Source organism: Mycobacterium sp. NPDC003449 (assembly GCF_053588415.1).
On record NZ_JBSFPX010000103.1, the window covers coordinates 1 to 24,465 of the forward strand.

Sequence of the window (24,465 nt, forward strand, 5' to 3'; positions counted from 1 at the left end):
CCCCATCAGTCACATAAGCAACATGCCTGGCAAATCCCAGTGTCACACAACGACACGCCGATCACCCAGGAAATAAGTGCGGCTGTAGTACTAGACCGAGCTCCGATGACCAGCACAGCCGGTGCCGACCACATGCGGATCCTGCATGCGGCGACCTTGCTGAGTCCGGACGGCGCCTACGGCGGACCGATCCGGGTCTCACTCAACCAAGCTGAGGCGTTACGGGCCAACGGCCACACGGTCGTGCTGGCGGCGGCCGCGCCGGGTTTCGCCGCCGCGCCGGTGACCGTGGCGGGAACACCCGTCGTGCTCCGGCGGGCACGGCGCGTCGTGCCGCGAACCGGATTCGCCGGGATCTGCGCGCCGGACCTGGTGACCTGGCTGCTGCGTACGCGCCGGCAGTTCGACGTCGCGCATGTCCATCTGGCCCGCGACCTGGTCCTGCTTCCACTCGCCGCGACCATGGCGAGGTTGCGAATGCCGTTCGTCCTGCAGCCCCACGGCATGATTCTTCCCGGCTCCCATCCGCTGGCGCCGGTGCTGGATCGCGCCGTCGTCGGCAGGCTGCTGCGCCGTGCCAGTGAGGTCTTCTACCTGACCACCGATGAGCGCGACGCCCTCGACCAGATCGCCGGGGGGAGGGCGTGTCTCACACCGCTGCCGAACGGGGTTCCGCTCTATCCGGCGGCCACCTACACCCGAGCCGTGCCCGAGGTGCTCTACCTCGCCCGGTTGCATCCGCGCAAACGCCCGGCCGACTTCGTCGATGCCGCGATCGAATTGAACGCGCGCGGGGTGGTGGCCGACTACACGCTGGTCGGGCCGGACGAGGGGGAGGGGCGGCGGGTCCGGCAGGCCGCGGCCCGCGCAGGCAACATCACCTGGGAGGGGCCGGTCGAGGGCGGCGGCGGCCCGGCACGCATACGGCGGGCGTCGGTGTACGTGTTGCCCTCGGTGGCGCCCGAGCCGTATCCCATGGCCGTTCTCGAGGCGATGTCGGTGGGGCTGCCGGTAGTGGTCACCGACCAATGCGGGCTGGCGCCCGTGGTCCGGAAGTACCACTGCGGGATGGTGGCCGCGCCGGGCGCACCCAACATCGCGCGGGCCGTCGGCGATCTCCTCGCCGAGCCCGCGGCGGCCCGGGCCATGGGGCAACGAGGACGTGCAGCGGTCCACGCCGACCTCGGCATGCCCTACATCGGGCAGCGGCTCGAAAGTAGCTATACGGCAGCGGCTTCCAGGGGGAGACTCGGATGAAGAACCGGTTCACCGGGCGCACGCCGTGGTTGGGCGCCGTCGTGCTGTCGCTTCTGCTGGTCGCGGCGACCGCGACCACGACGGTGGCCGTCACGCACCGAACCCCCCAGCCGCTGCCGCCGCCGGCCGGCCTGGTGCGGGTTTCGGTCATCGGCGACTCCTACAGCGCCGGTTCGGACAATGACGTCGTGTGGCCCACGCTGATCGCGGCCACGTCACCGCTGAGTATCTCGGTGGTCGCGGTCCGCGACGCGAGCTACGCGGGCGGCGCCGGGCAGAGCGGGCGTTTCGCCGAGCAGATCGACAAGGCACTCGCGTCCAAGCCGGCCGTACTGATCGTCTTCGGCGGCCTCGGGGACGCCGGACTGCCCGACGATCAGATCACCCAGTCCGCGGTCGACCTGTTCGCCGAACTGGCGCGGCGCGCGCCGACCACCAAAGTCGTGGTGTTCGGCCCGATCTGGCATGTCCAACCCGCCCCTGACGTATTCGTCGCGCTCGACGCCGACATCGAAGAGGCCGCCCGGCTCACCCACACCACCTATGTATCGCTGATCCGCAAGGACTGGCTCGCCGCCGACGGGATGATGCAGGGCGATGTCGCACCCACCGACGAAGGGCAGTCGGTACTGGCGGACCGGCTGAATCGTCTGCTGCTGCAGGTGGTCTACCAGCCGCGAAGGGCGGTGTTGCCATGAACCGCGACCACCGCCGGGGCCGCACGGTACCCCGGCTCTCCACGATCCTGCTCGCCCTGGCCGTCGGTCTCGTCGCCGGGCTGTCATTCGTCGCGGTCCGGGCACCCGCCGCGGGCCCGGCCGGAGTGCAGCCCGTACCGGCCCGAGGCGCGATTCCGCCAAGCCTGCCCGGCAAGGCCCACCCGGCCGCACTGTTCATCGGTGATTCCTACACCGAGGGCCCCAGCACTCCGGATCTGAGCTATGGCTGCATGTCGGCGACGAGACTGGGCTGGGAATGCAATATCGCCGCCCAAGGCGGGACCGGCTACGTCAGCGGCGGTCCGGGGCATCGGCTCCCGGCCAACGACTACGACCGGCCGTCGACGTCCTTCATCGAGCGGTTGCCCCGGCTGCGTGAGCTGTACCGGGCGGACATCGTCATCCTCGACGGTGGCCGCAACGACCTGCAGTTCGACATGAACGATGTGATGCAGACGTTCGCCTACACGGTGACGCAGGTGATCGAGGCGTGGCCGAACAGCCACATCGTGGTGATCGCACCGTGGTTCGGCAACGAACCGGTGATCCGGCCGCCCGCCTTCGCCGGCCGCACCGTCGGAGAGGAGTTCGGCACGGTCTTGCGCTCCTCCCCGGCTTTCGACAACGTCGACCTGATCGATCCCGGTGCCCTCGGCTGGTTCACCGGTATGGACGTGTCCCCCTACCTGTCCGACGACGGTATCCACCCGAACTTCGAGGGTGTCAAACGGATCGCCGATCTGCTCACCGCCGCATTGATCAGCGGTGGAATCGCGAGTCCGTCATGAACCAGGCACTCGACGATTACCTGCTGGTGTTACGCCGGTGGTGGCGGATCCTGGTGGCCATTCCGCTGCTGGTGGTTGCCGCCGCCGGCCTGTACTTCACCATCAGACCGCACGAATACAGCGCCGAATCAATACTTTTCGTGTCGACGCCGCGCGATGACGAACAGAGTTACTACGTCGGCGACGACTACTCCAGGAAGCGGGAACAGACCATTCTCGCCCTCAGTACCAGCCCGCAGATCGCCCAGCGGGTCATCGACGACATCGGGCTGGAGGTCGACCGGCAGGAGCTGATCGGCCGCGTGGGTCTGGCCCCGGTGCTCGACACGGTGCTGCTGCGGCTCACCACGGTCGGCGATTCACCGCAACAGGCCGAAGCCGTCGGCTACGCCTATATCGAGGAGCTGCGCCGCAGCGTCGGGGCGCTGGAAGCGGTCTCCGGTGGTCTGGTCTCCAGGGTCGAACTGGTCCCGGTGCAGCCGCCGACGATCCAGGGGCAGGTGGGAATGTTTCCGACCTGGATGATCCTGGGCGCCGTGGGGTTGGTCGGTCTGATCGCCGGTGCACTGACCGCGGTGGTGGTCGCACTCCTCGACGGAAGGATCCGGCGGCCCGAGGATGCGGCGGAGGCGGCCCGGGTACCCGTGCTGGCCCGGTTCCGGCGGCCGGTTCGCCCCGAAGACGGCGGATCCGGTCACGGGGACCGGGAATCGGCACGACGGCTTCGAAGCACATTCGACCGGCTGGCGATAGTCGGGTCGAAGGTCATCATGGTGACCTCGGCCGAACGGGCAGCAGGCAAGACCGGGGTCGCGCTGACTGCCGCTCGGGTACTGGCCGATCGCGGATCGACCGTGGCGTTCGTCGACTTCGATTCCCGTGGTTCGGATCTCGAATCTTCCCTGGGGCTCCGGGATCAGGAGACCGTCGTCGCCCTGGTCGGCCGGGCAGTGGCCGGATACGACCACCCGGCGCCGGTGCGGACGCTCGCGCGGCCCAACTGGAATGGGGTGAAGGTCATCCCGTTCGGCGTTGCCGAGGCCGACGAAGGGGCGACTGCCGATCATCCAGGCACCGGGCCGATGCTGGAAACGCTGCGCGGCGCTTACGACTGGATCATCGTCGACACCCCCGCGGTCATCGATTTCAGCGACGCGTCGCGGTTGGCCAGGCACACCGACGCGATCGTGTTGACCGCAAGGGCGGGCCGGACCGCATTCGACCGACTTCGTGAGGCCGCCGATCAATTGGGCACCGCCGGTGGGCAACTCGCGGGTGTGGTGTTCGTCGACGATAGCGCGCCGAACCGAAGACAGCGCTGAGCGACCGCAATCCGAACGATAAGGAGACTGCCGTGGACTTTCGCACCATCGCCGCCGCGCTACGACGCGGGTGGTGGATCCTCGCGCTCGCGACATCAGCCGGGCTGCTCGTGGCGGTTCTGGCAAGTAGCCACACCACCCGTCAGTACACCGCGACGACGAGGCTCTTCATATCCGCGACCGGAGGTAACAGTTCCTCCGAGGCATTCACCGGCGGGCAGTTCGCCGAACAACGTGCAGAATCCTACGCGCAGATCATCACCGGGCAGCAGATCACCCAGCGCGTGGTCGACGACCTCGGCCTGCCGACCTCCGCCCAGGAGTTGTCGGCCAGGGTTGACGCCGCGATCGTGCCGCGCACCGTGCTCATGGATGTCTCCGCCACCGATCCGTCCCGGGAACGGGCGGCGGCCATCGCCAACGCTCTCGCGCGCGCGTTCATCGGATACGTCCAGCCGCTGGAAACGCCGGCCGGGCAGAGCACACCCCGCTCGACGGTCACCGTCGTCAGCCCCGCGGCGGTACCGGTGCTTCCGAGCTCGCCGAATGTGGCACGAAACGCCGTGTACGGACTGATCAGCGGCCTGGCGGCCGGATTGATCGCCCTCACGCTGAGGCGGGCGCTGTCGAGACGGATCAATTCCCCCGACGACCTGTCCCGCGCTACCGGCGTGCCCGCCATCGGTCCGGTCACCACACCCGACCGCGGCGCGGACTCCGGCAGGCACCGACTCGCCGATTGGGCACCAGAAGAGGCCGAACAACTCCGGCGGCTCCGGGTCCAGATCGAGGTTCACGATCCGCCGCCACAGGTCCTCCTGGTGACACCGGTGTCCGCGGGCCGGGAAGCCGCGGTTCTGGGAGCCGGCTTGGCGGTCGCATTCGGTGAAACGGGTGAACCCACAGCGCTCGTCGCGGTCGACCCGGTGCACTGCCCGTACGGCATCGACCCCGATGCGGCAGGTCTTGCCGAGCTGATCGAGGGCAAGGCGTCGTTCGACGATGTCGTGTACCGCACGGCTCGCGACAATCTGTATGTCGTCCCGGCCGGAAGCGCACCCGACCTGGAGGCGCTGCTGTCCTCGGCCGCGATGAGCACGTTCGTCGACGATCTGCGAAAGGAATGTGGCCGGGTGGTGATCGTCACGCCACCGGTCATCCACAGCAGCGCGGCGTCGGTGCTCTCCGCGATCGTCGACGCCAACCTGCTCGTGGTCCAGAAGAAGACGGCCCATCGCAGGCAGTTGGACCGGGCGATGGCCGAGCTCAAGGCGGCCCGGGCCTACCTTCTCGCGGCTGTGCTGGCCACATCGTGAACAGCTTCACCCTGGACGGTTTCACCGGCAGCGGCTACAGCCGCGGCCGCGGGGTGGAGATGCAGCTGCTGTGGCTGCTAACGCGTGGCGCGCTGATGCAGTGGTGGTGTCCCAATGCCGTCCGTATCGGGGTGCTACGACTGTTCGGTGCCGATATCGCCGCAGGGGTGATAATCCGGCACCGGGTGAAGATCCACTGGCCGTGGAAGTTGACGATCGGACGCAACTCCTGGATCGGCGAAGAGGCGTGGATCCTGAACCTCGAACCGGTGACCATCGGATCGAACACCTGCATCTCGCAGAACGCGTTCCTGTGCACGGGAAGCCACGACCGGCGCAGTGCCACCTTCGAGTTCGACAACGCCCCGGTCGTGATCGGCGACTCGGTCTGGGTCGCGGCGCGGGCGACGGTGCTGCGCGGTGTCCGCATCGGAGACGGCGCCACGATCGGGGCCACGACAGTTGTCAGCGACGACGTACCGGACGGAGCGACCGTGCTTCCCGCCGGGCCGAATATCCAGTGGTGCTATCGATCCCGTGAAGATGGAGAAGCTCGTGCGAAATGATTCCCTCATTTATGTCGCCGGTCATCGCGGGATGGTCGGCTCGGCGATCACCCGCCGGTTACACGACGCGGGCTACACCAATGTCCTGACCCGCACCCATGACGAGCTTCCCCTCGACGATGCGGTCGCGGTCGAAGACTTCTTCGCATCCCGCCGACCGGAGTACGTCGTCCTGGCGGCGGCGAAAGTAGGTGGGATAGTCGCCAACTCGACCAGGGGCGCCGACTTCATCCGGGACAACCTCAGGATTCAGACCAATGTCATCGACGCCGCGTACCGCCACGGCACGCACAAGTTCATGTTCCTCGGCTCGAGCTGCATCTACCCCAAACACGCCGAACAGCCGATCGTGGAGGAGGCGCTGCTCACCGGACCGCTGGAGGAGACCAATCTCCCGTACGCGGTCGCGAAGATCGCCGGGATCACGATGTGCGACGCGTACGCACGGCAGTACGGGTTCAATGCTTTCGCCGTCATGCCGTGCAACGTCTACGGGGTGGGTGACAACTTTCACCCCGAGCATTCGCACGTCGTCGCGGGTCTGATGCGCCGATTCCACGAAGCCAAGGTGTCCGGCCTGCCGGAGGTGGTGGTGTGGGGGACCGGTTCACCGTTGCGGGAGCTGATCGACGCCGACGACCTCGCCGACGCCTGCGTCATGTTGCTGCGGGACTACGACAACCGAGGAGTCATCAATGTCGGTTCCGGACAGGAGATCTCCATCAGAGATCTCGCGCTGCTGACCAGATCCGTCGTGGGTTTCGACGGTGCGGTGCGGTTCGATCCGACCCGGCCGGACGGTACCCCGCGCAAGATCATGGACAACGGCAAACTCATGAGCCTCGGGTGGCGGCCGACGCTCACGATCGAGGCCGGGCTGAAGAAGATGTACGCCTGGTTCGTCGAGTCGCAGGAGATCGGATGAAGATGATCGAGCCTCTGGTCTGGTTGCTGCCCGGCAGCGGCGTGAAAAACAGGTTGCTGCGCAGGTTCGGCCACGACATCTCCGGGTCCGCGCGGATCGGCCCGGTGCTCGCCTTCAACGTGGGCCGCGCGGTTGTCGGAGCGGGCGCGACGATCGGCGCACTGAACCTTCTTCGGTCGCTTCGGCTTCTGGAGATGGGCGACGGCGCCACGTTGGGTTCGCTCAACACCGTTTCCGCACACCCGGCATATCAGGCATTGCACCCGGATGCCGGGTGTCTGATCATGGGTGCCGGTGCGATCCTCACCAGTCGCCACACGGTCGACTGTTCGGGGGTGGTGCGGATCGGCGATATGGCCGCGGTTGCCGGTCACCGGACGACGATCCTGAGCCACGAGATCGATATAACGGCGAATGTGCAGGTGGCCGGGCAGGTCGTGATCGGTGAGCGATCCGCGGTCCTGACCAACTGCCTGGTGCTCAAAGGCGCCGTGCTGCCGCCTCGTTCGCTGTTGGTCGCTGACTCGATGCTGATCAGGGTCAGAGAGCTCAATCCGGCCCCCGGCATCTACGGAGGTTCGCCCGCCCAGTTCATCAGGTCGAACCCGACCGATGACGAGGGTTGGTTCGAGCGCAGGGACAGCGCCACCACCGCGTTGCGGGTCGACCTGCCCCGTGGCTCGAAACCGACACCCAACGGGAACGGCCGCGCCTTCGCGCCCGCGTCATCTGTCGCGGAGCAGGGCCTGGACCGCAGCCAGCGCAGGCTTGGCTGTGAAATCTGATCGGAGCAGACCATAGTTGAATTCCACGTCCCGGCTTCCTGTATCGACATCTCGGTAGTCGAACAGGAATATCGGGCCGCCATTGGGCAGGGACCGCATGTAGTCGATGCCGTCGGTCAGAATCTCGGCCTGGCGTTGCGGCGTGACCCCGACCTGCTGCCCGGACAGCTCCGGTGCGGTGGCACCGGCCGTGGCCGTCGATGCGCCGAACTCGGTGAACCAGATCCGCTTTCCGGCCTGCCCGTGGTCGGCCATCAGCTTGGTGACGTCGCGGATCGCCCGATTCGAGTTCGAGGTTCCCACGGCGCCTTCGACACTCAACAGGTCGGGCGAGCTGTAGGGGTGCATGGCCACCGCATCGAAGGAATCGCCTGCGCCGTGGTCGTAGAGCCCCTTGATAAAGGTGACCGGCGACATCTCGGTCGGGTTGTCCACGGCGGGGGACGTCCCCCCGGTGATCACGAACGAATCGGGGTCGGCCGCCTTGATGGCCGAGTAGGACTGTTTGAGCATCGCCGAATACAGGGCGAGATCGGGTGCGGGCGCGAAACTGTCGTCGATGTTGGGCTCGTTCCAGATCTCCCAGCTGTGGATCACGTTCCGGTAGCGCTGGGCGGCCCTGGCTACGAAATCACCCCAGGCCTTCGCGTCCGCTGGTGCTGGATGCACCAGGGTGCGGGACTTCGGCGGGACCGCCCACGAGGGCGCATAGCTCAACAGGCCGAGAATTCTCAGGCCGCGCTGGGCCGCGCCCATGATGAGCGAGTCGGTCGGGCCCCAGTCGAATTCACCGGGGGACGGTTCGATCAGATCCCATTCGATGTACAGCCTGACCGCCGTGAAGCCGTCGGCCTTGATGTGGTCATACTGGCGGGTCCGCGTTCCGGGGAGGATCAGTGTGACGGCGTTCAATCCGATCGTTCCCGGTTGCACGACGTAGGGCGGGGGCGGAGGCGCTTGGGCGGGTGCGGGCGGCGGTCCGGCCCTGCCGGGCGTCGCGGGCGGTTCGGCCTTATCGCATCCGGTCACCAGGAACAGCATTCCGATGATGGTGACCGTGGCGAGCCGGCGCCAGAACCGGCAGGGCGGGTTGTGGTCCTTCGAGTGATTCATCGCGCGCCTCTCGTACAGATCGACGACCCTGGGATCGGCCCTGCGAGAGAACAAGACCGGAAATCGTTCGAACTGGGGATCCGCAGTGATCCTACCGTGCCGGGCGGGCCGGGCAGGCGGGATTCGAATCGGGCCGGACGGAGTCCGCGATGACCAGTGTGATCGCGCAGCCCCGGACGTTCGAAACCCGCCGGGCAGCTGCCCGGCGGGCGCTCACCGTGGTGGTGCTGATCGCGTTGGGGGCGACTACCGCGGTTCAGATCCAAGGGTTCACGTTGACCGTGCTGGCCGCGGTCTGTCTGCTCCTCGCGCCGGCCTGGTTACTCACCAGGCCGACGTTCGGGCAGTGGCTCCCACTGGTCCTTGCCCTGATCGGATTTGTCGCATTCTGTGTGTCGGCGCAGCTCAACGATCTCAGCATGACCGACGAGCGGGTCGTGCAATGGGCAGCATTCGCGGTGTACTTCGTCGGTATTCTGGTCCTCGCCGGCCGTGATCTCCTACGCTGCTGTGCGATCTATTGCGGAATAGCCATTGGCGCAGCGATTTACGGCGTGCTCCCGGGTAACGCATCCGAGGCGTTCTATCAGTCCGCGGCCGACGTGTGGAAATACGGTCTGGGTCAATGGATGGTGATCATCGTACTGTTCGCCGTGACGGTCCTGCGGGTGGCGCTTCCGCTGCAGGCCGTGTTGTTGATCGCGATCGGAGCCTTCAGCCTGGGCGAGGACTACCGATCGCTGGCGACCAATTGCGCGCTGGCCGGCGTGATCACTCTTGTCGGGTGGCTCGCTGCGGGCAGGATTCCGCGCTGGCTGCAGTTCGTGTTCGTCACGACGTCGGGTCTGGCGGCCTATGTGCTGGTGCCGCGACTGGCGACCGGCGGGCTCTTCGGCGACGCCATCGCCAGGAAGACCGAAAGTCAGCTGGCCCAGGGTGTTCCGCTGATCCTTGCCGGCCGCACCGAATCGCCGCTGTCCATCGCGGCGATCATCGACCGGCCATGGTTCGGCTGGGCCAGCGCGAACAATATCAGCGCACAGGTTTTCGACCAGGCCAGGAGATTCGCCATCTCGGTCGGCTTCAACCCGACCGTGCAATTGGAGAGCGGGTGGTACTTCCCCAACGGGGACGTGTCCCTGCACTCGATCCTGCTCGGTGCCTGGGCCGAAGGGGGCCTGTTCACCGCACTCCTGCCGCTGGGTCTGGTGATCGCCGCGCTCATGATGATCTGGAACGCACCACGCTACGGCCGCTGGGCCGTACTCGTAGCGGTGGTGTCGATCCAGGCGGTGTGGGATCTGTTGTTCTCACCGTGGTCGTACGGTTTCCTCGCGGGATTCGCCGCCCTCGCGGTTCTCTTCTCGGCGCGCCATCTACCTGCCAAATCCACTCCGCCCGAAGGGGGTCTTCCATGACTGTCGCACCGCAGATCAGCGTCATCATTCCGACGGTGGGCAGGGCGAGCCTGCGCACAGCGGTCGAATCCGCCTTGAAGCAGACGGCGCCACCCATGGAGGTGATCGTCGTGGTGGATTCCGATTGCGAACCAGATGTCCCGGACTGCGATGAGATCCGGGTCTTGCGGACCTCGGGACGGGTAGGCCCCGGCCGGGCCAGACAGCTCGGGATCGACTCGGCGCGAGGAGAGGTCATTGCCCTGCTCGATGACGACGACCGTTGGCATGAGGACAAACTCAGGAAACAGCTCGGGGTGGCACCCCGGGACGGTCGATGGATCCTGTCCTGCCGGTACGTGCGGCGCGCCGACGGTCGCGAACCGGTGACCATCCCGAGGCGATTGATCGCACCGCACGAGCGTGTCGCCCCATACCTCATGGAACTGCGCTCGATGCGAAGGGCCAGGCCCTCGTTGGCGGTGCCGACCCTGATGTTCCCGAAGACGGTCGCCCAGGAAGTACCGCTGTCGGCGTCGGCGGGATCGATCCACGACGATCCGATGTGGCTGATGAAGGTGCAGCGGGAACTGCCCGATCTGGCGATTCTTCAGCTTCCGGACTGTCTGGTGGAGGTCAATGTCACGGCAGGATCGACGTCACGGCCCGGCGTCGACCGCAGCCGGGACTACATCGATTGGGGCGTCCGCGAACTCGCTCATGAGTCGAAGCGGGTCCGGGGCGATTACCTGCTCTACAGTCCGGTCAGTTCGGCGCTCGAAGTCGGCTCGCTCAGCGGTGTTTTCAGGTCGATGGCGGCGGGCGCCCGGTGGGGCAGGCCGGGAATCTGGGCGTGGATGTATGCGACGGCCGCCGCGCTGCGAATCGGTCTGCGGCGGGTGCGACGGCGGATCGCGAACGAAGCAGGGGAGAGTCGGTGACCGCGGCACCCACCGTCTCGGTGATCACCATCACGCGCGACGACCTGGGCGGGCTGAGACGAACCGTGGCCAGCGTGCGGGCCCAACGCTACGCGGGGCGCATCGAACACATCGTGATCGACGGTGGATCCGGTGCCGACGTCGTGGACTACCTGGCCCGGAACCAGGTCGGCTTCGCCTACTGGCAGTCCAGACCCGACGGCGGCCGGTACGACGCGATGAACCAGGGCATCGCGCACGCATCGGGTGACCTGCTGTGGTTCCTGCACTCCTCGGACCGCTTCGCCGATGCGGATGCGGTCAGCGAGGTCGTCAGGGTGCTCGCCCGCCATGGCCGGGTAGATACGTTGTGGGGCTACGGAATAGAGCACGAGATCGGGCCGGACGGCAGGAGCGCCGGCTTCCAGGCTCCGATCCCGTTCGATATGCGGAAGTTCCTGACCCTGCGCGCGACCATCCCGCACCAGGCGGCCTTCTTCGGCTCCTCGCTGGTGAAGGAGCTGGGCCGCTATGACCTCGACTTCACCATCGCCGCCGACCAGCTCTTCATGCTGCGCGCCGCGTTGCTGAGGGAACCGGTCACGATCGGCCGGGTCCTGGCCGATTTCGACACCACGGGAGCCGGATCGGTGCGCCCGGCCCGCGACTGTTTCCGGGATATGCGGCGTATGTGGGATGCGGTGGATCGCTATCCGGTCAGGGGCAGGCGGACCTCGACGGCCTACCTGCGGTGCTGGGAGTACCTGGCGCGGACCAAGCTGGCGGCCGCCCGCGCCGCAGGGTTCTTGAAGGTGCGGACGATACCCGGATTGGGGTGGCAATGAACGATCCTTTCGCCAACAGGAGTGGCATCAACCGGTTCGCGCACCGGACCGCGGACACCCTGGTCGGGGCCCGCTGGGGAGCGGTGGGAAGCGTGCGAACAGATCAACCGCTGGTGGCACTGACCTTCGACGACGGTCCCGGTCTCGACTGGACGCCCCGGATACTCGACATCCTGAGTGAGAACCAGTCACGGGCCACCTTTTTCATGCTGGTGCAGAACGCACGCCGCTATCCCGAACTGGTGCACCGGGTGATCGCCGAGGGCCACGAGATCGGGCTGCACGGGCTGGATCACCGCAGAATCGCGGGGGGTTCGCGTCGATCGACACGACAGCTGCTGGATGTGGCGGCCGCGGAGCTCGCGGCGATCTCGGGTGTTCCGATCCGGTACTTCCGGCCGCCCTTCGGGGCCCAGACCGTGAGCACATTCCTCGCCGAGCGCGACGCCGGTCTCGAAACCGTGATGTGGGACGTGGACAGCTTCGACTGGCGCGGGGACAAGGAGCAGGTGGTCGCCTCCGATGTGGTCGATCGCGCCGAGGCGGGAAGCATTGTGCTGTTGCACGATACGTTGGCCGACCACCCCGAGTGCACATTCGACCGGGCCGGGGCGGTGCAGCTGATCGTCGATGGGCTGCAGCGCTGTGCCCTGCACAGCACCACGCTCTCCGGGTTGATGGCATCGGGCACGGTCCGGCGCGCCGCGTACTTCTCGCTGTCGCGGCTATGAGCACCACCGACGCCACCCGTTACGACGCGACGCTGCACCCGGTCGAGCGCAGGGCGGTGGTGCTCGGCGCCGCGTTCCGGGTTGCCGGCACCCCGCTGATCGCGCTGGTGGGTCTGGTGAACACCGCGTTGATCGTCCGCCAGACCGGGGAGACCGTTTTCGGTGTGGTGTCGCTGATCACGACCTTGACCCTGCTCATACCGTTCGCCGATCTCGGTATCGGAGCCGTGGTGACCAGCGCATGCTCGCGACCCGGTCGGCTGTGCGAGGACCACGAGGCCGTGGCCACGGTGCAGCGTGGATTGCGAATGCTGATCTTGGTCGCGGCCGGGCTGATGCTCACCAGCATGGTGGTGATGGCCGCCGACGGCTGGCACAGCGTCATCGGTGCCAGGACCGGACCGGATGACCGGCTGGCCGTCACCGTGGCGACATGTCTGATCGCCGTAGGTATTCCGGCCGGGATCGGTATCCGCATCATCATCGGGTTGAACATGAATCCCCTTGCGGTGCTGCTGAGCATGACCAACGCGGTGTTCGCCCTGATGATCACCGTCACGTTGAAGACGGTCGGCGCGGCGGGCATCTGGTACGCGGTGTCCGGACCGTTCGGCGCCCTGGCCGGAAACTGCATGGCCACCGTATTGGCATTGCGGTTGAGTGGTCTGCGGTGGTCGGCGTTCTCCAGTCCGCGCGCCGAATACCGGAATGCCAGACTGCTGCGGGGGTCGCTGTGGATGTTCGTCCTGAGTATCGGTCTACCGCTTGGACTTCAATCACACCGGCTCATCCTCTCGCACGTGTCCACCCCCGACGAGCTCTCCAGGTACGCGCTGACGGCGCAGATCTTCGCGGTGGTGTGGATGGTGTTCGACACTGCCGGAATGGCATTGTGGCCGGTGTTCGTCAAGCGCAGACCGGACCCTGACGCCTCGATGCGGTTGTGGTTGAAGTCGGTGACGGTCTTCGGGACGCTGTCGGTGGCCGCGGGCATCGGTATCGTGGCGCTCGCACCATGGGCCACATCGCTGCTCTCCGGCGGACAGGTGGTCGCGACGCGCGCACTGGCATTGGCGTTCGCGGTGCTGTTGATCGTCGAGTGCGTCCACCTTCCGGGCGGGGTGATGCTGACGATGCCGATGGAGGCGCGATGGCAGTCGTCGTGCATCACGGTGATGGGCGTGACGACGGTCCTGCTCGGGACCTGGTGGGCCGGGAGGTGGGGCGGAGCCGGGGTGATCGCCGCCGCGGTCGTGGCCATGATCATCGCGCAGGTCATCCCCGACTTCGTCTGGAGCCCACGGCTGCTCAGGCGTCGGGCGCTCTGAACATCAGCGCCTGGCTTCGCGGGCCGACAGGGCGCGATAGCCGGCCGCTCGCATCGCACTCAGTTTCGGTTTGAGCGGTGAATCCTTCAGCCTGGCAATCGTCGCGCGTCGGGCCGTCACCTTCGCGACCCGCAGGGTGTGGCGCACCCGGTCGGGCGTGACCTCGCCCTGGCATACCACGGTGGAGCCGGTCATCGCCCTACGTTTGTAGTCCTCGTCGCCGGGCCCGAGGTCGATGCGGGTCACCCCCATTGCCGGTGCCGCGGCGATCAACTCGCGCAACAAGATCCATCCGGGGGCGAGGTCGGCGTGTTCACGCTCGTACACCGGGAACCACCAGTGCAGAACCGCGCCGTCGCGCAATCCGAAATGTGCGGCCAGCAAGGTGTCACCTGCGTACACCGCCGACAGCATGCCCGCGAAGCCGTCGATCCTGGTCTGGGCCAGGCGGTGCACCAGATCCCGGCGGGCGGGCATCGCGAAGAAGTCGTACGCACCGGTCTCGTGGTACTGGGCCCGTTTGTTGGCGATCACCCAGTCGAGCACGGCCGGGTCGCGGGAATCCGGCACCAGTCGGACATCACCGAGCTGGCGTGCGGCCTTGTTGGTCATCCGGCGTACCCGGGACAGCTTGTCCCGGCTCGGTTTGTTCAGCCGGCCGAGATATTCGTCGAGTCCGCCGGTGACGTCGATGAAGGGCGATTCCTCCCGGTCGTCGACCCACTTGGCGAAATCGGTGCGGTCGTCGGACACATGATCGAACCGCAGCGCCCGAAGGCCGCAGGCCCGGACCAGGTGCAAAGGGTCGATCCGCACCCCCGGCGCCGCGACCGGGCCGTGAAAGTCGGCCCCCGGCCAGCCGGCCGGCCTGGCCACCCGATTCCGGACCTGGATCGGCAACCACACATCGTCGTCGAAGGTCGCCACCGTGACATCGCCGAACGTCGCGTGCACCGCGCCGGCGAAGGCCGGGTGGAAGTATGGGCTGTCAAGCGCGGGATTGCCGCCGCGGATGTGCCGCCATGCGGCCAGCCGCGTGGCGTCGAGCGCGTCGAAATCGATCAGGAACCAGCCCATCCAGCTAATTTACGCCGAACCGGGAAACATGTGCCCGCGTTGGGATTAATTGTGTCCCGCAGGGTATCTCTTGGGCAGCGTGCCCCGGCTCATGGCCCGGCGGGCGAATTGCCCGTCGGGGCGTCCGGGGCTATCTGCCACAGCTGGACGTCGGTGGGCTGCGTCGTCGCCCGCCACTTCTGAATCTCCACTCGCCGGTCGGTGGCGGCATTGCCGTAGAACTGCTCGGCCGTGACGATCGGGGCGTCGGTCGCACCGATCTGGGGATCCGAGTACGGGCCGTAGATGGTGCCGGTCGGGGCCAGCACCCAGGCCTGGCCACGGTCTTTGCGGACATAGACGGCCACGTGCTGGGTTTCGTTCCCGAACGTCCGTCCGTACGGGACGCCCGCGATGACGGTCAAGTGGTCGTTGCGCCACACGCCGTACTCGAAGTGATCGTTGAGGAAGACGACGTGCGCCGGACTGTCGGGCACCGGGGTGTCGCCGAGATAGCCGGGCGGCAGCGGGCCGGCGAACAGGCACAGGGCCAGCTGGCCGCCGTCGGTTGTGCCCGTCGTGCCGAAGTTCCAGTCGGCCTCGATGTAGGCGGCGCTGCCGTCGAGCCGAGCGGATGCGTAGCCGGCTCCCTTACCCGCGCCGCGGTAGTCGATGACCGATCGTCCGCCGGAGATGCTGGGCCTGGCGGATTCGTCGGGTGTGTAGGTGAGAACGGCCGGTTGACCGGAGTCGAACCTCGCGGGGTGTTCACCGTCGGGGTCGGTGGTGTAGTCCTGATGCAGATCGACGGACGCGACGGCAGGGGCCTGCCGCGCGCACCCCATGGCCAGCGTGCCGAGAATGAGCACCCCGGATGCGAAGCCGCACAGCACTTTCCTGGTCATCCGAGCCCCTCCGGTGGACCGCAACCTGCCAGGATTATCGCACGCTGCGGGGAGGGGCTAGGCCGGAACCAACTCCACACCCGACAGCACGACGGCATTCTCCCGCGATGGCGCGGTCAGCGCACCGACGAACTTGCCGTCCTGCTTCCAGATGTTGGCCCGCAACGTCTCCCCCGGGAACACCACACCGGCGAACCGGGCCCCGTAGGAGCCCACGGCCGACACGTCACCGTCGAGCAGATTGTCCACGATGGCCTTGCAGCCGATGCCGTAGGTGCACAGGCCGTGCAGGATCGGCCGGTCGAATCCGGCCGCCTTGGCGAAGGCCGGGTCGGAATGCAGCGGATTGCGGTCACCGCACAACCGGTACAGCAGGGCCTGCTGCGGCAGGGTCGGCAGGGCGATCTCGATATCGGGTGCGCGATCGGGCGGTTCGACCGAGGTCGAGGGCCCCCGCTCGCCGCCGAAGCCGCCCTCGCCCCTGGCGAAGATGGACCGTTTGGTGGTCCACAGCACCGTGCCCGACGGATCGGTGACGGTGGTTTCACTGACGATGACGGCGGCCTTGCCCTTGTCCCAGATCTCGGTGAACCGCTGCACCGACGTCGCCGTCCCGCTGGTCGGGATCGGGCCGGGAACGCTGACGCCCTCGCTCGCGTGCAGCACCTTGGCGAGCTCGATGTCGATGCCGGGGAATTGCACCGTCGGCGCCTCGGTCATGTGGAAACTCGCCGCCACGTTGCCGAACGTCGGCAGCACCTGCGGGGTGTCATCGACCAGGTAGCGCAGATCGCGGCCGTCCATCGGATCGGCACCGGCGCCGAGGCCGAGGTGGTAGAGCTGGATATCGCTACTGGTCCAGGAGAATTCGATGGGGTCAAGCTCGGCGGCCAGCGCCGTGGCGGCATCGATCGGCATATCAGGCCTTTCGGGCGAGGTGCAGGGCGGCGAGGTATCCGAAGGTCATCGCGGGACCGATGGTGCCACCGGGGCCGGGATAGGTGTGGCCCATCACCGGGGAACTCACATTGCCCGCGGCGTAGAGACCTTCGATCACCGAATCGTCGTCGCGCAGCGCACGTCCGTCGACGTCGGTGCGGATCCCGCCCTTGGTGCCCAGATCGCCCGGCACCATCTTGGCCGCATAGAACGGTCCGTGGGTGATCTCGCCGAGGTTGGGGTTGGGCTTGTTCGTCGGGTCGCCGTAGTACCGGTCGTAGGCGCTCTCGCCGCGCTTGAAATCGGCGTCGACCCCGGAGCGGGCGAATCCGTTGAACCGGTCCACCGTCGCCTTGAAGGTTTCGGCGGGCAGCCCGGTCTTGGCCGCGAGTTCGTCGAGGGTCTCGGCCTTGACCACCACCCCGGATTCCAGCCACTTCGACGGAATCCGTTGGCCGGGCTGAAGTCCGGCGAAGATGTAGCGGTCACGGTACTGCTGGTCGAAGACCAGCCAGGCCGGGATGTTCTCGCCGGGGCCCTGACCCTGGCCGAATTCGCCGCCGTACATACGGTGGCAGGCCTCCACGTACGGCATCGACTCGTTCATGAACCGGTTGCCCGCCATGTTCACGATGATCGACCCGGGGGAGTTGCGCTCGGACAGCGCGAACCACGGTGCGCCGACCAGCGGCACCGTCGGACCCCACCACGAGTCCTCCATGATCTCCAGTGCGGCGCCGAGCTTTTCGGCGGCGAGGATGCCGTCACCGGTGTTGGCGACGGCGCCAACCGTCCATTCGGTGGTGATCGGCGCCCGCTGGTACTTGACCCGCATCTGCTCGTTGTGCTCGAATCCGCCGGATCCCAGAATGACGCCGCGCCGGGCCCGGATCAGTTCCGGCTCGGCATTTTCCGACGACCCGGTCCTGCGCACATGGATTCCCCGGACCACGCCGTCCTCGACGTAGAGGTCGGTCAGTTCGGTGTTCAGCAGCACCGGGACCCCGGCCTTCTGCAGACCGATGCGCAGCGGCCCGATCAGCGCGCGGCCCATGCCGACCAGGTTCTTGCCGGTGGCATTGGCCCATACCGAACGGACCCCCACCTTGATGCTGCGCAGCACACCGCGGGGGTGGCGCTTGAGCTGGTTGAGCCGCACGTAGTCCTGCTGCATCACCACCATGTTCAACGGCACCTTGCCGTACGCCGGCTCGAGGCCCTTCTCGTCAGGGCCGAGTTTCTTGGCGTTGAACGGCTTGGGCTCCACCGAGCGGCCGGTGGGCTTGCCGCCGGGCGTCTCCGGGTAGTAGTCGGAGTACCCGGGAACCCAGCACAGCTTCAGCGGTGAGTGCTTGAGCACGAACGACAACATCTCCGGACCGCGGTCCAGGTAGGTGTCGATCTTCTCGGCGGGCACCACATCGCCGATGATCGAGTGCAGGTAGGTGCGGGCGGCGTCGGCCGTGTCTTTGACCCCGTCACGCTTGAGGATCTCGTTGTTCGGGATCCATACGCCACCACCCGACCGGGCGGTGGAACCTCCATAGTGTGGGGCTTTTTCTACGACTACTGTCGAGAGACCCTGGTGGGCAGCGGTGAGGGCGGCGACCATGCCGGCAGCGCCGCTCCCGACTACGACGACGTCGTACTCCTGTCCAGTCATGTAGAACACGTTATAGAATTGGCCGGCGATCCAACAACCGCCCCGGTCAATCGAGTGAGGGGACTTCACCGCAATGCTCAGTGACGAGGTGCGCACCCAGCTGGCCGCCGACCTGGCCCAGGCCGAGCGCAGCCGGGTTCCGATAGCCCCGTTGACCGACGGAACCGCCGAGATCGACGTGGTGGATGCCTACGAGATCCAACTGATCAACGTCCGCCAGCGGGTCGCCGAGGGGGCCCGGATCGTGGGCCACAAGGTGGGGCTGTCCAGCAAGGCGATGCAGGACATGATGGGTGTTGACGAACCGGACTACGGTCATCTGCTCGATGAGATGCAGGTTTTCGAGAACATCCCGGTCAAGTCGTCGAACTACCTCTACCCGCGGGTCGAGGTAGAGGTCGGTTTCGTCCTGGCCGACGACCTGCCCGGCGCGGGCTGCACCGAGGAGGACGTACTGGCCGCGACGGCGGCCTTCGCCCCGGCCATCGAACTCATCGACACCCGCATCACCAACTGGCAGATCAAACTGTGCGACACCATCGCCGACAACGCGTCCTCGGCCGGGTGGGTGCTCGGCGAGGCGCGGGTATCGCCCAAGGATGTGGACATCAAAGCCATCGACGCGGTGCTCACCAACCACGGCGAGGTGGTGGCCGAGGGGCGCAGCGATGCGGTGCTGGGCAATCCGGTCACCGCGGTGGCCTGGTTGGCCCGCAAGGTGGAGGGTTTCGGGGTGCGTCTGAAGGCAGGCGACATCGTGCTGCCCGGCTCGTGCACGCGTGCGATAGATGCACCGCCCGGGAGCGATTTCGTCGCGGACTTCGCCGGGTTAGGTTCAGTAAGACTGAGTTTCGAATAAGGGAGCCGATATGGCTGATAAACCATCCGTTGCCATCGTCGGGTCGGGCAACATCAGCACCGACCTGCTCTACAAACTGCTGCGCTCGGATTGGCTGGAGCCGCGCTGGATGATCGGCATCGATCCGGAGAGCGAAGGCCTGGCCCGCGCCCGCAAGCTGGGGTTGGAGACCTCGCATGAGGGCGTCGACTGGCTGCTGGCCCAGGATGAGAAGCCCGATCTGGTGTTCGAGGCCACCAGCGCCTATGTGCACCGTGACGCGGCCCCGCGCTACGCCGAGGCCGGCATCCGCGCCATCGACCTGACCCCGGCCGCGGTCGGGCCCGGGGTGATCCCGCCGGCCAACCTGCGGGCGCACCTGGACGCGCCCAACGTCAACATGGTCACCTGCGGCGGCCAGGCCACCATCCCGATGGTCTACGCCGTGAGCCGCGTGGTGGATGTGCCCTACGCCGAGATCGTGGCGTCGGTGTCCTCGGCCTCGGCCGGTCCGGGAACCCGGGCCAACATCGACGAGTTCACCAAGACCACCAGCGCGGGCGTGCGTGAGATCGGTGGGGCCCGCAACGGCAAGGCCATCATCATCCTCAACCCGGCCGAACCGCCGATGATCATGCGCGACACCATCTTCTGCGCGATCCCCGAGGACGCCGACCACGCCGCGATCACTGCGTCGGTCAAGGATGTGGTGGCCGAGGTCCAGACCTATGTGCCGGGGTACCGGCTGCTCAACGAGCCGCAGTTCGACGAACCGTCGGTGTACAACGGCGGAAACCACCTGGTGACCGTATTCGTCGAAGTGGAGGGTGCGGGTGATTATCTGCCGCCCTACGCTGGAAATCTGGACATCATGACCGCCGCGGCGACCAAGGTCGGCGAGGAAATCGCCAAGGACCGCGCTTCGGCAGGAACGGGAGCGCAAGCATGAGTGACATCTTCTTCAACCCCGTGTGGGACATCCGGATGACCGACACGTCGCTACGCGACGGGAGCCACCACAAACGCCATCAGTTCACCAAAGACGAGGTCGGCGCCATCGTCGCCGCTCTGGACACCGCGGGCGTCCCGGTCATCGAGGTCACCCACGGCGACGGCCTCGGCGGGTCCAGCTTCAACTACGGGTTCTCCAAAACCCCTGAGCAGGAACTGATCAAGCTCGCGGCCGAGACCGCCAAGGAATCCAAGATCGCCTTCCTGATGCTGCCGGGTGTCGGCACCAAGGAGGACATCAAGGAGGCCCAGAACAACGGCGGCTCGATCTGCCGGATCGCCACCCACTGCACCGAGGCCGACGTGTCCATTCAGCACTTCGGGCTGGCCCGCGAACTCGGGCTGGAAACCGTCGGCTTTCTGATGATGAGCCACACCATCGCCCCCGAGAAGCTGGCCAAACAGGCCCGCATCATGGCCGATGCCGGTTGCCAGTGCGTCTACGTCGTCGATTCGGCCGGTGCGCTGGTGCTCGAAGGGGTCCGCGACCGGGTGGCCGCGCTGGTCGAGGAGCTGGGCTCGGATGCCCAGGTCGGTTTTCACGGCCACGAGAACCTCGGGCTGGGCGTGGCCAACAGCATCGAGGCGGTGCGGGCCGGCGCCAAGCAGATCGACGGCTCCTGCCGCCGGTTCGGTGCGGGCGCGGGGAATGCGCCGGTCGAGGCGCTCATCGGGGTGTTCGACAAGATCGGCGTCAAGACCGGTATCGACTTCTTCGACATCGCCGACGCGGCCGAGGAGGTCGTCGCACCCGCGATGCCCGCCGAATGCCTGCTGGACCGCAACGCCCTGATCATGGGCTATTCGGGGGTGTACTCCAGCTTCCTCAAGCACGCCATCCGGCAGTCCGAGCGGTACGGCGTGCCCGCCCACCAGTTGCTGCACCGGGCCGGGCAACGCAAGTTGATCGGCGGCCAGGAAGACCAGCTCATCGACATCGCCCTCGAGATCAAGCGGGAACAAGAGGCGGCGGCGGGTCAGCCGGTTTAGTTCTGAGTCCCAGCGGCTAATCCTTCGGACGACGGTCGTCCACGACCGCGACCGAAGGAGCTGTAGCCAGGCGGTGGCCGATCCCCCACGGCTGCCGCCTGGTTACGCGTGTCGGCCCGCACCGGCAGGATGGAGGGCATGGCAACCCGCGAGCAGGCTCAGTCGATTCTCGAACAACTCGCCGGGCCCGCCGCGGTGCTGCGCGACGACCAGTGGGCCGCGATCGAGGCGCTGGTGGTACAGCGCCGCCGGGCCCTGGTCGTCCAACGCACCGGCTGGGGCAAGTCCGCCGTCTACTTCATCGCCGCCAAACTGTTGCGCGGTGCCGGGCGCGGGCCCACGGTGATCGTGTCACCGTTGTTGGCGCTGATGCGCAACCAGGTCGCGGCCGCCGAACGGGCAGGCGTCCGGGCGGCGACCATCAACTCGGGCAACGTCACCGAATGGGACGGCATTCACGGGCGGGTCGCCGACGGGGATCTCGACGTGTTATTGGTCAGCCCGGAGCGGCTGAACAACCCCGACTTTCGCGATAACGTGCTGCCCGCCCTGGCGGCCGACGCCGGCCTGGTGGTGGTCGACGAGGCGCACTGTGTATCCGACTGGGGCCACGATTTCCGGCCGGACTACCGGCGCATCCGTACCCTGATCGCCGAACTGGGCTCCGACATACCGGTTCTGGCCACTACCGCGACGGCCAACGATCGCGTGGTCGGCGATGTCGCAAGCCAGTTGGGCGTCGGGGACCGGAACACCGAAGACACCGTGGTTCTGCGCGGCGGCCTGGACCGCGAGTCGCTGCGGCTTTCGGTGGTGGCGGCGGGAAATCCCGCACAGCGCGCGGCATGGATTGCCGCACAACTGGACTCGCTGCCGGGGTCGGGCATCATCTACACCCTGACGGTCGCGCAGGCCCACGATGTCGCGGCGCTGCTCGCCGAGCAGGGGCACAAGGTCGCCGCCTACACCGGATCCACCGATACCGCCGAACGTGAACAGCTCGAGGCCGACCTGCTCGACAACCAGGTGAAGGCCCTGGTCGCGACGTCGGCGCTGGGGATGGGCTTCGACAAGCCCGATCTCGGGTTCGTGGTGCACCTCGGTGCGCCGTCCTCGCCGATCGCCTATTACCAGCAGGTCGGCCGGGCCGGGCGGGCCACCGACAACGCAGAGGTGATCCTGCTGCCCGGCGTCGAGGACCAGGATGTCTGGCGGTACTTCGCCTCGGTCGCGTTTCCCTCGGAATCCATGGTACGCAACGTTATCCGTGCGCTGGAACTCGAAAGGCCACAGTCGACGCCCGCGTTGGAAACGCTGGTCGACCTCAACCGGTCACGGCTGGAGATGGTGCTCAAGGTCCTCGATGTGGACGGCGCGGTGCGGCGCGTCAAGGGCGGTTGGGTCGCCACGGGCGAACCGTGGAACTACGACGAGCCCCGTTACCGGGCGCTCGATGAGGCGCGCCGGCGCGAACAGCAGGCGATGCTGGACTATCAGGCGACGGACGGGTGCCGGATGGTCTTTCTGCGCGGTCAGCTCGACGATCCGGAGCTGGCCGCGGGCGAGCGGTGCGGGCGCTGTGACAACTGCACCGGAACCCGCTACGAGGTCACCGTCGACGAGGCCACGGTGACCGCGACCGCGGCCCGGCTGCGCAGGCCGGGTGTGCTGGTGGCGCCCCGCAAACAATGGCCGTCCGGGCTGCCCCGGCTCGGGGTCGAGCTGTCCGGCCGCATCGCCGACGGGGCAGCGCCGGGGCGGGCCATCGGCAGGCTCACCGACCTGGGCTGGGGTGCGCGCCTGCGCAGGCTGCTGGCCGAACCCGACGGCGAGGTGCCAGAGGAGGTGGTGGCCGCCGCCGTCGAGGTGCTGAAGGCCTGGGGCTGGGAGCGGCGACCGATCGCGGTGATGGGCCTGGATTCGGCGACGCACTCGGTGCTGATCACCTCGACCGTGCGGCGGCTGGCGCAGATCGGGCGACTGACCGATCTCGGTGTCCTGCGTTATACCCCGCAGCACCGGCCGGTCACGGCCACGAATTCGGCGTACCGGGTCGCGGCGCTGCAGGGAGCCTGGGAGCGCCCGCACCTCGATGCGCCCGGCGGGCCGGTGCTGTTGGTCGACGATATGACCGATACTGGATGGACGCTGACCATGGCGGCCCGGCTGCTCAGGGATTGCGGCGTACCCGAGGTGTTGCCATTCGTCCTGGCCGGTGTCACCTGAGGCGTTCTGCCCGGCCACCTCGCCGCGGGATAAACAGCGTTTCACTCGTTGCATTGCGGCCACATATTTGACTAAGAGAATAAACCACAGCAATTTCGAAGGTGCTTTTCTTTCACAAGGCAACAATGGTCTACCGCCCGGCCGTGATGTAGCGACTCCGGTATGTGGACTTGCCTGCCTCGGGGCTGACGTCATAAATCAGGATGCGGCCCGGCTGGGATCGTCGGCGCGGGCCGATCGTCGTTTCGGCGAGAATCAAAAAGTTAGCTCATTATTGCGTTCGCAAATGACATACAGCTGATCTTGATGATCGTGCATCGAGTCGGATTCGGCGAACTCCCGCCCGCTCGAGCGGGAGCCGCAACGCTGCCTCGACGTCCGTCCTGTCCGGCAGTGAAATTTGCTGATATCCATCGCGGCTGCGTGGTCACCCCGGCGGGCCGGGTATCGGTGCGCCGCGGGCCCGGTGCGTACCGCTCCGCTGGATCGAATTACCGGCGTGTGCTCCCGACGGTGCGGGGCGCCGGTTCAGGCGTGCTCCCTGATCCACTCAGTGGTGAAGCTCTGGAGCGCGGAGATGTTCTGAACCAGTACCCGGCTCATGATGTTCTCGATCTGGCCGCCGATCAGGGGGACCTTGAACCCCACGTCAGCCGTGCATTCGAGGTGGGATCCCGGTGGTGCCGGTGCCAGCAGGGCCGTCCCCGTCGCGGACCCGGGCGTTCCGTGGCCGACGATGCTGACCCTGCCCCGCGCCCGGCACTCGTCGAGCCGGTGCCACGCCTCGGTTTGTACGACGCGCCATTCCCTCGGGAGGAACCTCGC

The 24,465-nt window shown here is 67.0% G+C and carries 23 protein-coding genes; 17 read left to right on the forward strand and 6 right to left on the reverse strand.

Annotated elements, in window-relative coordinates:
- Window positions 1-105 precede the first annotated feature (105 nt).
- From ACWDTP_RS23310 to ACWDTP_RS23345, 8 genes are read left to right on the forward strand one after another with little or no spacing between them, the layout of a single operon-like run.
- Window positions 106-1,257, forward strand: a complete 1,152-nt coding sequence (locus ACWDTP_RS23310) for a glycosyltransferase (RefSeq protein WP_450024130.1) — start codon at window positions 106-108, stop codon at window positions 1,255-1,257.
- Window positions 1,254-1,955, forward strand: coding sequence for an SGNH/GDSL hydrolase family protein (locus ACWDTP_RS23315; RefSeq protein ID WP_450024132.1), 702 nt, complete (start codon window positions 1,254-1,256; stop codon window positions 1,953-1,955). The genes ACWDTP_RS23310 and ACWDTP_RS23315 overlap by 4 nt, the downstream gene beginning before the upstream one ends.
- A complete protein-coding gene (locus ACWDTP_RS23320; protein ID WP_450024134.1) occupies window positions 1,952-2,764 on the forward strand; it encodes an SGNH/GDSL hydrolase family protein in 813 nt (270 codons plus the stop codon). The genes ACWDTP_RS23315 and ACWDTP_RS23320 overlap by 4 nt, the downstream gene beginning before the upstream one ends.
- Window positions 2,761-4,086, forward strand: a complete 1,326-nt coding sequence (locus ACWDTP_RS23325) for a Wzz/FepE/Etk N-terminal domain-containing protein (RefSeq protein WP_450024136.1) — start codon at window positions 2,761-2,763, stop codon at window positions 4,084-4,086. Before ACWDTP_RS23320 ends, ACWDTP_RS23325 begins: the two co-directional genes overlap by 4 nt.
- Window positions 4,087-4,118: 32 nt before the next feature.
- Window positions 4,119-5,402, forward strand: a complete 1,284-nt coding sequence (locus ACWDTP_RS23330) for a Wzz/FepE/Etk N-terminal domain-containing protein (RefSeq protein ID WP_450024138.1) — start codon at window positions 4,119-4,121, stop codon at window positions 5,400-5,402.
- 59 nt (window positions 5,403-5,461) lie between these two features.
- Window positions 5,462-5,968 (forward strand): DapH/DapD/GlmU-related protein, encoded by a 507-nt coding sequence (locus tag ACWDTP_RS23335; protein WP_450024172.1) that lies wholly within the window; start codon window positions 5,462-5,464, stop codon window positions 5,966-5,968.
- The gene (locus tag ACWDTP_RS23340) at window positions 5,946-6,893 is read left to right on the forward strand and encodes a GDP-L-fucose synthase family protein (RefSeq protein WP_450024174.1); all 948 of its coding nucleotides are present in this window, start codon (window positions 5,946-5,948) and stop codon (window positions 6,891-6,893) included. The genes ACWDTP_RS23335 and ACWDTP_RS23340 overlap by 23 nt, the downstream gene beginning before the upstream one ends.
- On the forward strand, window positions 6,890-7,678 hold the full coding sequence (locus ACWDTP_RS23345) for an acyltransferase (protein WP_450024140.1): 789 nt from the start codon (window positions 6,890-6,892) through the stop codon (window positions 7,676-7,678). The genes ACWDTP_RS23340 and ACWDTP_RS23345 overlap by 4 nt, the downstream gene beginning before the upstream one ends.
- Here the strand turns inward: ACWDTP_RS23345 and ACWDTP_RS23350 are convergent.
- On the reverse strand, window positions 7,619-8,791 hold the full coding sequence (locus ACWDTP_RS23350; protein ID WP_450024142.1) for a cellulase family glycosylhydrolase: 1,173 nt from the start codon (window positions 8,789-8,791) through the stop codon (window positions 7,619-7,621). The two genes, ACWDTP_RS23345 and ACWDTP_RS23350, sit on opposite strands and share 60 nt — an antisense overlap.
- A gap of 149 nt (window positions 8,792-8,940) precedes the next feature.
- Between ACWDTP_RS23350 and ACWDTP_RS23355 the strand changes: the two genes are divergently transcribed.
- From ACWDTP_RS23355 to ACWDTP_RS23375, 5 genes are read left to right on the forward strand one after another with little or no spacing between them, the layout of a single operon-like run.
- Complete coding sequence (locus ACWDTP_RS23355) at window positions 8,941-10,209, forward strand: hypothetical protein (protein ID WP_450024144.1); 1,269 nt, start codon at window positions 8,941-8,943, stop codon at window positions 10,207-10,209.
- Window positions 10,206-11,129: a glycosyltransferase family 2 protein gene (locus ACWDTP_RS23360; RefSeq protein WP_450024146.1), complete on the forward strand. Its 924-nt coding sequence runs from the start codon at window positions 10,206-10,208 to the stop codon at window positions 11,127-11,129. The genes ACWDTP_RS23355 and ACWDTP_RS23360 overlap by 4 nt, the downstream gene beginning before the upstream one ends.
- Complete coding sequence (locus tag ACWDTP_RS23365) at window positions 11,126-11,953, forward strand: glycosyltransferase family 2 protein (RefSeq protein ID WP_450024148.1); 828 nt, start codon at window positions 11,126-11,128, stop codon at window positions 11,951-11,953. Before ACWDTP_RS23360 ends, ACWDTP_RS23365 begins: the two co-directional genes overlap by 4 nt.
- Window positions 11,950-12,684 (forward strand): polysaccharide deacetylase family protein, encoded by a 735-nt coding sequence (locus ACWDTP_RS23370; protein ID WP_450024150.1) that lies wholly within the window; start codon window positions 11,950-11,952, stop codon window positions 12,682-12,684. Before ACWDTP_RS23365 ends, ACWDTP_RS23370 begins: the two co-directional genes overlap by 4 nt.
- Complete coding sequence (locus ACWDTP_RS23375) at window positions 12,681-14,012, forward strand: lipopolysaccharide biosynthesis protein (RefSeq protein ID WP_450024152.1); 1,332 nt, start codon at window positions 12,681-12,683, stop codon at window positions 14,010-14,012. The genes ACWDTP_RS23370 and ACWDTP_RS23375 overlap by 4 nt, the downstream gene beginning before the upstream one ends.
- A 3-nt stretch (window positions 14,013-14,015) precedes the next feature.
- Here ACWDTP_RS23375 and ACWDTP_RS23380 read toward each other — a convergent pair whose 3' ends face one another.
- From ACWDTP_RS23380 to kstD, 4 genes are all read right to left on the reverse strand, one after another.
- Window positions 14,016-15,089, reverse strand: coding sequence for a GNAT family N-acetyltransferase (locus ACWDTP_RS23380; protein ID WP_450024154.1), 1,074 nt, complete (start codon window positions 15,087-15,089; stop codon window positions 14,016-14,018).
- 89 nt (window positions 15,090-15,178) lie between these two features.
- Window positions 15,179-15,973: a hypothetical protein gene (locus ACWDTP_RS23385; protein WP_450024156.1), complete on the reverse strand. Its 795-nt coding sequence runs from the start codon at window positions 15,971-15,973 to the stop codon at window positions 15,179-15,181.
- A gap of 57 nt (window positions 15,974-16,030) precedes the next feature.
- Window positions 16,031-16,891, reverse strand: a complete 861-nt coding sequence (locus ACWDTP_RS23390) for a MaoC/PaaZ C-terminal domain-containing protein (RefSeq protein WP_450024158.1) — start codon at window positions 16,889-16,891, stop codon at window positions 16,031-16,033.
- Between the two features lies 1 nt (window position 16,892).
- The gene (gene kstD / locus ACWDTP_RS23395; protein WP_450024160.1) at window positions 16,893-18,575 is read right to left on the reverse strand and encodes a 3-oxosteroid 1-dehydrogenase; all 1,683 of its coding nucleotides are present in this window, start codon (window positions 18,573-18,575) and stop codon (window positions 16,893-16,895) included.
- Window positions 18,576-18,648: 73 nt separating this feature from the next.
- Here kstD and ACWDTP_RS23400 point away from each other — a divergent pair, with 73 nt between their 5' ends.
- The 4 genes from ACWDTP_RS23400 (at window position 18,649) to ACWDTP_RS23415 (ending at window position 23,640) form a co-directional block, all read left to right on the forward strand.
- Entirely contained in the window at window positions 18,649-19,434 is a 786-nt protein-coding gene (locus tag ACWDTP_RS23400) for a 2-keto-4-pentenoate hydratase (protein ID WP_450024162.1), read from the forward strand.
- A gap of 10 nt (window positions 19,435-19,444) precedes the next feature.
- Window positions 19,445-20,362, forward strand: a complete 918-nt coding sequence (locus ACWDTP_RS23405) for an acetaldehyde dehydrogenase (acetylating) (RefSeq protein WP_450024164.1) — start codon at window positions 19,445-19,447, stop codon at window positions 20,360-20,362.
- A complete protein-coding gene (dmpG, locus tag ACWDTP_RS23410) occupies window positions 20,359-21,414 on the forward strand; it encodes a 4-hydroxy-2-oxovalerate aldolase (protein WP_450024166.1) in 1,056 nt (351 codons plus the stop codon). Before ACWDTP_RS23405 ends, dmpG begins: the two co-directional genes overlap by 4 nt.
- Before the next feature lie 138 nt (window positions 21,415-21,552).
- Complete coding sequence (locus ACWDTP_RS23415) at window positions 21,553-23,640, forward strand: RecQ family ATP-dependent DNA helicase (RefSeq protein WP_450024168.1); 2,088 nt, start codon at window positions 21,553-21,555, stop codon at window positions 23,638-23,640.
- A 528-nt stretch (window positions 23,641-24,168) separates the two neighbouring features.
- Here ACWDTP_RS23415 and ACWDTP_RS23420 read toward each other — a convergent pair.
- The coding region (locus ACWDTP_RS23420) for a DUF2505 domain-containing protein (RefSeq protein WP_450024170.1) at window positions 24,169-24,465 on the reverse strand (297 nt) is incomplete at its 5' end.